This window comes from Monashia sp. HAY1-2A (assembly GCF_056755315.1).
Genome location: NZ_JBNDHY010000044.1, coordinates 23,036 through 30,635, shown reverse-complemented (window position 1 = coordinate 30,635; position 7,600 = coordinate 23,036). Strand labels below are relative to the sequence as shown.

Below are 7,600 nucleotides of genomic sequence, written 5' to 3'. Positions count from 1 at the left end.
ATCGAGGACGCCGCGGAGGTCGAGACGCTGGCGGCGAGCGTCGACGACAACGGCGGTGCCTACTTCGTGCCGGCCTTCTCCGGTCTCTTCGCGCCGTACTGGCGCCCCGACGCACGGGGCGCCCTCGTCGGTCTGACGCGCTACGTCGACAAAGGGCACATCGCCCGGGCGGCCTTGGAGGCCACGGCCTTCCAGACGCGCGAGGTGCTCGACGCCATGGACGCCGACTCGGGCGTGCCGCTGACCGAGCTCAAGGTCGACGGTGGGATGGTCGTCAACGACACCCTCATGCAGTTCCAGGCCGACCTGCTCGGTGTCGACGTCGTCCGGCCGGAGGTCAGCGAGACGACGGCCCTCGGAGCGGCGTACGCCGCGGGTCTGGCCGTCGGCTACTGGGAGTCGACCGACGAGATCCGCCGGAACTGGCGCGAGGGCCGCCGCTGGAGCCCCCAGATGGACGAGGCCGAGCGGGACCGCCTCTACCGCCAGTGGAAGAAGGCCGTGCAGCGCACCCTCGACTGGGTCGACGACGACACCCGGTGAGCGCCGCGGACGGGGGCGCACCCCCGCCTGCCCCCGCGACCTGGGTGGCGCCTGCGTCGGCTGCCCGGACGCGCACCGGCGCGACGGCGGTCAGCCCAGCCCGGTGCCGGCTGTGACGGCGGCGATCGCGGCGTCGTAGTCCGGCTCCTGGCCGATGCTCGGCACCAGCTCGGTGTGGACGACGGTGCCCTCGGCGTCGATGACGACCACCGAGCGCGCGAGCAGCCCGCGCATCCGGCCGTCGACCATCGTCACCCCGTAGTCCGTGCCGAAGGTGGAGCGGAACGTCGAGGCCGTCACGACGTTCGCGATGCCCTCGGCGCCGCAGAACCGGCGCAGCGCGAACGGCAGGTCGGCCGAGACGCACAGCACCGTCGTGTTGTCCAGGCCCGCGGCGAGCTCGTTGAAACGCCGCACGCTCGTCGCGCAGACGCGGGTGTCGATGCTGGGGAAGATGTTGAGGACGACGCGGCGGCCGTGCGGCCGCTCGACGTCGGCGAGGTCGGTGCCCGCCAGCGTGAAGTCGGGCGCAGGGCGCCCGACGGCCGGCAGGTCGCCGACGGTGTGGACGGTGGTCTCTGCGAGGGCGGTGGTGGCCATGACGCGTTTCTAGCACCCGGGAGCCGACGCGTAGGTTGGGGCCCATGACTCCGACGCGTCCGCCGGCGCGCCCGTCCGGACGCTCGCCCGAGGCGCCGCACGGTGCCGGTACCCGGTTCCTCGTCAACTGCATCGGCATCGTCGGTCTGGTCTTCGGCCTGCTGCCGGTCGTCAGGTACGTCCTCCAGCTCGACCTCTTCGGCTTCGCGACGGCGCCGTACGACTGGCTGCGGCTCGACGGTGCCATGCGCTACGTCCCGCCGCTCATGGTGCTCGTCGTGTGCGGGGTCGCCGCCTACCTGCTCGAGAAGCGCCTCGAGCGCGCCGGCTGACCGACGCGGCTCTGGGTGTTCGCGTGATGTGATGGCCGCATGCCGCTTCGGGCCCGTCTCGTCGCCGCGCTCGGGGTGCTGCTCGCCGCGAGCGCGCCGACGCTGCCCGTGGCCGAGGCGTCGTCCCCGGTCGCGTCCCCGGCGCTCACGCGGTCGGCCGCCGTCCCCGCCCCGGTGGGCCGGCAGGTCCCCGTGCGCCCCGAGCCGGACGGCACGGCCGTGCGGCTCGACGTCTCGGTCTACCCGCAGGCCTCCGGCCGTCACCCCGTCGTGCTGCTCGCGCACGGCTTCGGGGGCAACAAGGAGGCGGTGGCCTCCCAGGCGCTCGAGCTGCAGGAGCGTGGCTACGTCGTCGTCACGTGGAGCGCACGCGGGCACGGCGCGTCGGGCGGGCGCATCCACCTCGACGACCCCGAGTTCGAGGTGGCCGACGCCAGGGTCATGCTCGACGTGGCCGCCGCGCGACCCGACGTCGCGCTCGACGCGCCGGGGGACCCCCGCGCCGGCGTCATGGGCACCTCGTACGGTGGGGCGCTCGCACTCATGCTCGCCGGTGCCGACCCACGCGTCGACGCGGTCGTCTCCGCCCTCACGTGGAACGACCTCGCCGAGTCGTTCTTCCCGCAGTCGGCCCTGACGCGTCCGCCCACGACCGCCGCCGGCCGCGCGCCCGTCGCGGAGCCGGGCCCGTTCAAGCAGGTCTGGGCGACGAACTTCTTCCTCGCCGCCCGCCGGGCCGGCGGTGGCCCGCAGAGCGGGCGGGCGACCGGTGGCGCCTCCGCCGAGTGCGGCCGTTTCGACCCGACGATCTGCCGGCTCTTCGTCCAGGCATCCGAGTCGGGCGCGCCGTCGGCGGCGCTGCTCGCCCTCCTCCGGGCGCACAGCCCTCGTCCGACGATGCCCAAGGTCACGGCGCCGACGTTCCTCGTGCAGGGCATGGCCGACTCGCTCTTCGGCCTCGACCAAGCCGATGCCACCGCGTCCGCCCTCGACGCGGCGGGCACCCCGTACGCGGTGCGGTGGAGCGACGGCGGCCACGACGCCCCGAGCAGCCGCGAGCGCGAGGAGACCGACGCGTCGTACGCCTGGCTCGACCACTGGGTGCGCGACAAGGCGCCGCGCGGGTCCGCCCCTCCCACAGCATCTTTCACGTACTCGACCCCCGCGGCGCGGCGAGGCCAGTCGTCGCCGCTGCTCACGCTGCCGCACTACCCGGGCCTGGCCGGGTCGCGGCTCGCGACGACGACGCTCCCGCTCCGCACGACGACCGGGGCCCTGAGCCATCCACCCGGTGGCCAGCCGGCATCGCTCGTCGCGGTACCGGGGCTCTCGGCGCTCGGCGTCGCGCTCTCGACGTACCGGATCGCCGCCCTGCCGGGGCAGTCGGCGGCCCTCGACACCGAGCCGGTGGCCACCGGGACGACGGTCGTCGGCTCCCCGACGCTGCGCCTCACCGTGACCTCCGACCGGCCGACGGTGACGCTGTTCGCCTCGCTCTGGCGGGTGAGCGGCGGCCAGGTGACCCTGCCGCGAGCGCTCGTCGCGCCGCTGCGCATCTCGGTGACGCCGGGCCGACCGACGCCGGTGACGCTGTCGCTGCCGGCCGGCACCTACCCGATGCCGGCCGGCAGCCAGTGGCGCGTGCTGCTCACGACGACCGAGTCGACGTACGCGAACGACCGGACACCCGCCACCCTGGTCGTGCGCGCCGACGGCGGGCTCGTCGTCCCCGTCGGCGTGGGGACTCCCGTCGGGGGTGGCGGCACCGGCGTCGACACCGAGACCCGGGTCGCGGCATCGGTGCTCGCGGTCCTGCTCCTCACCGCCCTCGGCGGCTGGCTCGCACGGCGACGGCGTCGCGCCCACGTCGTGGCCCGCCCCGACCTCGCCGACGTGCCGCTCGTCGTCGAGGGGCTCGTCAAGACCTACCCGGACGGCCACCGCGCCGTCGACGACGTGTCGTGGCGGGCCGAGCGCGGCCAGGTCGTCGGCCTGCTCGGCCCGAACGGCGCCGGCAAGACGACGACGATGCGCATGGTCATGGGCCTCATCTCCTCCGACGCCGGCAGCGTCCACGTGCTCGGCGAGCCGGTGACGGCCGGCTCGGACGTCCTCGGCCGCGTCGGGGCGCTCATCGAGGGACCCGGCTTCCTGCCACACCTCACCGGTCGGCAGAACCTCGAGGCCTACTGGCGCGCCACCGGCCGACCGCCCGAGGACGCCCACCTCGCCGAGGCCCTCGAGGTGGCCGCTCTCGGTGGTGCGGTCGACCGGCCGGTCAGGTCCTACAGCCACGGCATGAGGCAGCGGCTCGGCATCGCCCAGGCGATGCTCGGCCTGCCCGAGCTGCTCGTGCTCGACGAGCCGACCAACGGCCTGGACCCGCCCCAGATCGCCGCGATGCGACCCATCCTGCGCCGCTACGCGGCCACCGGCCGCACCGTCGTCGTCTCGAGCCACCTGCTCGCCGAGGTGGAGCTGACGTGCACCCACGTCGTCGTCATGCACGCCGGTCGCGTCGTCACCCAGGGCCTGGTCGCCGACCTCGTCGACAGCGACGACACGACGCTCGTCGACCTCGAGGACGGTGTGCCGCCGCAACGGCTGAACGACCTCGCCGCCGCGCTCCGGTCCGCCCCCGGCGTCGGCGAGGTGCGCGTCGACACCCCGACGCGCCTCGTCGTCGTCGCCGAGCTCGACCGCGCCGCCGTCGTGCAGGCGGCCGTCGAGGCGGGCGTGCCGGTCGTCGGCGTCAGCAGCCGGCGGCACCTCGAGGAGGTGTTCCTCGGCGTCATCTCGTCGGCGGCCTCGAGCGACGGCGCCGGCCCGGGCGACGCGTCGGTGTCGCTCGTCGACCGGCTGAGGCAGGTGCGGGCCCGATGAGCGTCGAGGCCGGCAGGCGCGTCCACGACCCGCTGTCCTGGCGGGCCGAGCTCGGACGCCAGTGGGGGCGGCGGCGCACCAAGGTCGCCTTCGCGCTCGTGCTGGCCCTGCCGCTCGTCCTCGTGACCGCTTTCGCGTTCGGCGACCCCCCACGCCCGGGCACCGCCCCCCGCTTCATCGACCTCGCGCAGGACGGCTCGGCCAACTTCACGCTCTTCACGCTCTTCGCGTCCTCCGAGCTGCTCCTCGTCCTCGTCGCCGCGCTCTTCTGCGGCGACTCCGTGCCGGCCGAGGCATCGTGGTCCACGCTGCGGTACCTGCTCATCGCCCCGGTCCGGCGCGCCCGGCTGCTCACGAGCAAGCTCGTCATCGGGCTCGGGTCGACCGCCGCGGCGGCCGTGCTCCTCGTCGGCTGGTCGCTGCTCGTCGGCGGCCTCGCCTACGGCTGGGCGCCCCTGACGAGCCCGACGGGGGAGTCGCTGACGTGGGGGCAGCTGCTGCCGCGCCTGGCGCTGGCGCTCGGCTACGTCTTCGTGACGTTGCTGCCGACGGCCGCGATCGCCTTCTGGATCGGCGTCCGCTCCGACGCGCCCCTGGCGGCGGTCGGCGGGGCGGTCCTCTTCACGATCATCCTCAACATCCTCGACCAGATCGACGCGCTCGACCCGTGGCGCAACGCCTTCCCCGGCCACTACAGCCGGGCGTGGCAGGACCTCGTGGCACTCGAACCGCAGTGGACCGCCGTCATCCACGGCGCCCTGTGGTCGCTCGTGTGGGCCGTCGCCTTCACGATGCTCGGCTACCGACGCTTCCGGCTCGCCGACATCCTCAGCTGAGCCCGCCGAGAAAGCCGCCCGAAAAAGGCCGTCTCGAAGAACCGTCTCGTCGTTTCCGAGAATCACCTGGGAAATGCCGGCACTTTCTGCGGGTGTCTTTTCATGAATTCACCCCAAAAAGCCGTCGATGCGCATTTTCGTCTTGCCGGGATTTCTCATCGGACTCCCAGCCCGCGTCCTAGGTTGTGGACGGGGCGCGCCGAACGAGCGGCCTCAGAACGGAGAAACAATGATGAAGAAGTCGTGTGCCGTCGCCGTTCTCGCCGCCTTCGGGCTGGCGGTCGGGGGCGCGAGCACTGCTTTCGCGGGCGAGTCCACGGGGAGCGGAAAGACGACCCCGATCGCGCAGTACCGCGCGAACTCGATCTGCTCCTTCTCGGGTCAGAACCCGGAGCGTTTCCTCGATCCGAGCGACCCGAACTACGAGCCCGGCCACACCCAGTCGTGGGGCCAGATCCCGCAGGCCGACCGCGCCTTCCTCCGCACCATCGGGCTGTCCCCGGGCGATGCCTGCAACGGTCACACCGGCGAGCTGGCGGAGCCGTAGGGCGAAGCCTTCCGCGCCGAGGCCAGGTCCGGATCCGGCGATCCGGGCCTGGCCTCCCGTGCTGGGCACGCGTGGAGCTCAGCCGGTGGGGCCGGCGCTCCGGAACCCCGGTGGGTTGGCCGGCTGCACGAGGTCGGCGAGGACGCCGAAGTGGTCGCTGGCCCACACCCCGTCCACCGGACGGTCGAGGACGCGCTGACAGTGGGCCACCCGCAGCGTCGGCCCGTGCAGGGCGCTGCGCACGAGGACGTAGTCGATCCTGCGCGTCACCGCGGTCGCGACCTCACCGTCGCGCACCAGCGGGTTGGCCAGGTCGAAGGTGTACCCGGGCTCGTCGGGATGGGCGTACTCCCAGGCGTCCTGGTAGCACACGCTGAGACCGTCGACCGCCCGCCGCCCGCGCCAGAACGACACGCTGGCGGAGTCGGGGGTCGCGTCGAAGTCCCCGAGCACGACGGCGTGGACGTCCCGGGACCCGATGTGCTCCTCCAGGGCTCGGGCCACGAGGACGGCCTGCCGCTCGCGCTCGTCCTCGAACGGGAAGGGCCAGCTCGGCTTGTGGTGGGCGACGACGACCGTCCCCACGGGCGTGTCCACCTCGATGATCGCGGCTGCGCACCACGGGAGCGTGGCGCGGGCGCGTTCGCTGACGTGCAGGTCGATCTCGGCGACGAACCGGTGCGGCCAGCGGGTCGCCAGCGTCCCGGCCACCCCGCCACCGGTCCGGGAGAAGTGCGTCAGGTGGTAGCCGCGCCCGAGGATGTGGCCGAGGTCGGCGTCGATGTCGAGCGGGACCTCCTGCAGGGCGATGACGTCCGGGGCGAGGTCGCGGACGGTCTCACCGAGGAGCCGGTGCCGACGGCTCCAGTCGGGGTTGTCCGGCCCGTAGGCGTTCATCGTCATGACGCGCAGACGGTCCGCTTGCGGCGTCGGCATGCAGCCCCCTTTCCCGCTGGCGGCGTCAGAACCGCTTGGCCTCCGGGATGATCCGGTCCCCGATGAGCTCGAGCCAGTCGGTGCGCGAGCCGTCGAGCACCCGCAGGTGCAGGTGTTGCACGCCGAGGCCGGCGAGGTCGCGCAGGTGCTCGAGGATCGCGTCGACGTTCTCGCCGTCCGGCCCGGGGTCGAGCGGTCCCATGACCGTCTTGGTGATCTCGTCGTAGTCGCGCCCGAGGCGCTCGCAGTGCTCGCGGAGCACGTCGAGCTTGTGCGACAGGTCCGGGGAGTCGAACAGGTTGCAGGCCTGGGCGTACTGCGCCACCATCCGCAGCGTCTTCCTCTCCCCGCCTCCGCCGATCATGATCGGCGGGTGCGGGCGCTGCACCGACTGCGGCGAGTTGAGGGTGCGGCCGAGGCGGTAGTGCTTGCCCTCGAACGGCTCCTCGCTGTCGCTCCACATCTGCAGGCAGATCCGGAGCGTCTCCTCGAGGCGCTCGAACCGCTCGGCGGTCGAGGGGAACGGCAGGCCGAGGCCGACGCACTCCTCCTCGTTCCAGGCGGCGCCGATGCCGAGCCAGGCGCGTCCCTTCGACAGCACGTCGAGGGTCGTCACCTCCTTGGCGAGCAGGCCCGGCTCGCGGTAGACGGCCGCGGTGACCCACGCGAGCAGCTCGATGCGCTCGGTGACGCCGGCAAGGAAGCCGAGGGCGGTGTACGCCTCGAGCATCTCCTGCTCCTTGGGGCCGACGGGACCGATCTGCCAGACGTGGTCCATCACCGAGAGCTTGGTGAAACCGACGTCCTCGGCGGTGCGGGCGGTGCGGACGAGGTCGTTGACGAAGGTGCCGGGGCCGCCGCTCCACGTGAAGCTGGCGAGGTGCAGTCCGAGGTCCATGTCCTGCACACTACGTCGCGGCCGG

General features: G+C 73.3%; 8 protein-coding genes. 5 read left to right on the top strand and 3 right to left on the bottom strand.

The features are described from left to right. On the top strand, positions 1 to 543 hold a 543-nt coding region (locus tag ACPYOM_RS08950; protein ID WP_481345679.1), incomplete at its 5' end, for an FGGY-family carbohydrate kinase. 90 nt (positions 544 to 633) lie between these two features. On the opposite strand, the gene tpx is transcribed toward ACPYOM_RS08950, so the two are convergent. Further along, positions 634 to 1,143: a thiol peroxidase gene (gene tpx, locus ACPYOM_RS08945; protein ID WP_481345678.1), complete on the bottom strand. Its 510-nt coding sequence runs from the start codon at positions 1,141 to 1,143 to the stop codon at positions 634 to 636. A gap of 44 nt (positions 1,144 to 1,187) precedes the next feature. Here tpx and ACPYOM_RS08940 point away from each other — a divergent pair, with 44 nt between their 5' ends. From ACPYOM_RS08940 to ACPYOM_RS08925, 4 genes are all read left to right on the top strand, one after another. Continuing rightward, positions 1,188 to 1,475 carry a hypothetical protein gene (locus ACPYOM_RS08940; protein ID WP_481338873.1) on the top strand — a complete coding sequence of 96 codons (288 nt, stop codon included), beginning with the start codon at positions 1,188 to 1,190 and terminating at the stop codon, positions 1,473 to 1,475. A 39-nt stretch (positions 1,476 to 1,514) separates the two neighbouring features. Further along, a complete protein-coding gene (locus ACPYOM_RS08935) occupies positions 1,515 to 4,358 on the top strand; it encodes an alpha/beta fold hydrolase (protein ID WP_481345676.1) in 2,844 nt (947 codons plus the stop codon). Continuing rightward, positions 4,355 to 5,194, top strand: a complete 840-nt coding sequence (locus ACPYOM_RS08930) for an ABC transporter permease (RefSeq protein ID WP_481343244.1) — start codon at positions 4,355 to 4,357, stop codon at positions 5,192 to 5,194. Before ACPYOM_RS08935 ends, ACPYOM_RS08930 begins: the two co-directional genes overlap by 4 nt. A gap of 232 nt (positions 5,195 to 5,426) precedes the next feature. Next, complete coding sequence (locus ACPYOM_RS08925; protein WP_481345675.1) at positions 5,427 to 5,741, top strand: hypothetical protein; 315 nt, start codon at positions 5,427 to 5,429, stop codon at positions 5,739 to 5,741. 78 nt (positions 5,742 to 5,819) lie between these two features. Here ACPYOM_RS08925 and ACPYOM_RS08920 read toward each other — a convergent pair whose 3' ends face one another. Next, positions 5,820 to 6,677 (bottom strand): endonuclease/exonuclease/phosphatase family protein, encoded by an 858-nt coding sequence (locus ACPYOM_RS08920; protein ID WP_481343242.1) that lies wholly within the window; start codon positions 6,675 to 6,677, stop codon positions 5,820 to 5,822. A 25-nt stretch (positions 6,678 to 6,702) separates the two neighbouring features. Beyond that, positions 6,703 to 7,575 (bottom strand): LLM class F420-dependent oxidoreductase, encoded by an 873-nt coding sequence (locus tag ACPYOM_RS08915; protein ID WP_481345674.1) that lies wholly within the window; start codon positions 7,573 to 7,575, stop codon positions 6,703 to 6,705. Positions 7,576 to 7,600 lie beyond the last annotated feature (25 nt).

Excerpts from the sequence above, each read along its gene's own strand:
- tpx (WP_481345678.1), bottom strand. The coding sequence starts at position 1,143 with ATGGCCACCACCGCCCTCGCAGAGACCACCGTCCACACCGTCGGCGAC.
- ACPYOM_RS08940 (WP_481338873.1), top strand. The coding sequence starts at position 1,188 with ATGACTCCGACGCGTCCGCCGGCGCGCCCGTCCGGACGCTCGCCCGAG.
- ACPYOM_RS08935 (WP_481345676.1), top strand. The coding sequence starts at position 1,515 with ATGCCGCTTCGGGCCCGTCTCGTCGCCGCGCTCGGGGTGCTGCTCGCC.
- ACPYOM_RS08930 (WP_481343244.1), top strand. The coding sequence starts at position 4,355 with ATGAGCGTCGAGGCCGGCAGGCGCGTCCACGACCCGCTGTCCTGGCGG.
- ACPYOM_RS08925 (WP_481345675.1), top strand. The coding sequence starts at position 5,427 with ATGAAGAAGTCGTGTGCCGTCGCCGTTCTCGCCGCCTTCGGGCTGGCG.
- ACPYOM_RS08920 (WP_481343242.1), bottom strand. The coding sequence starts at position 6,677 with ATGCCGACGCCGCAAGCGGACCGTCTGCGCGTCATGACGATGAACGCC.
- ACPYOM_RS08915 (WP_481345674.1), bottom strand. The coding sequence starts at position 7,575 with ATGGACCTCGGACTGCACCTCGCCAGCTTCACGTGGAGCGGCGGCCCC.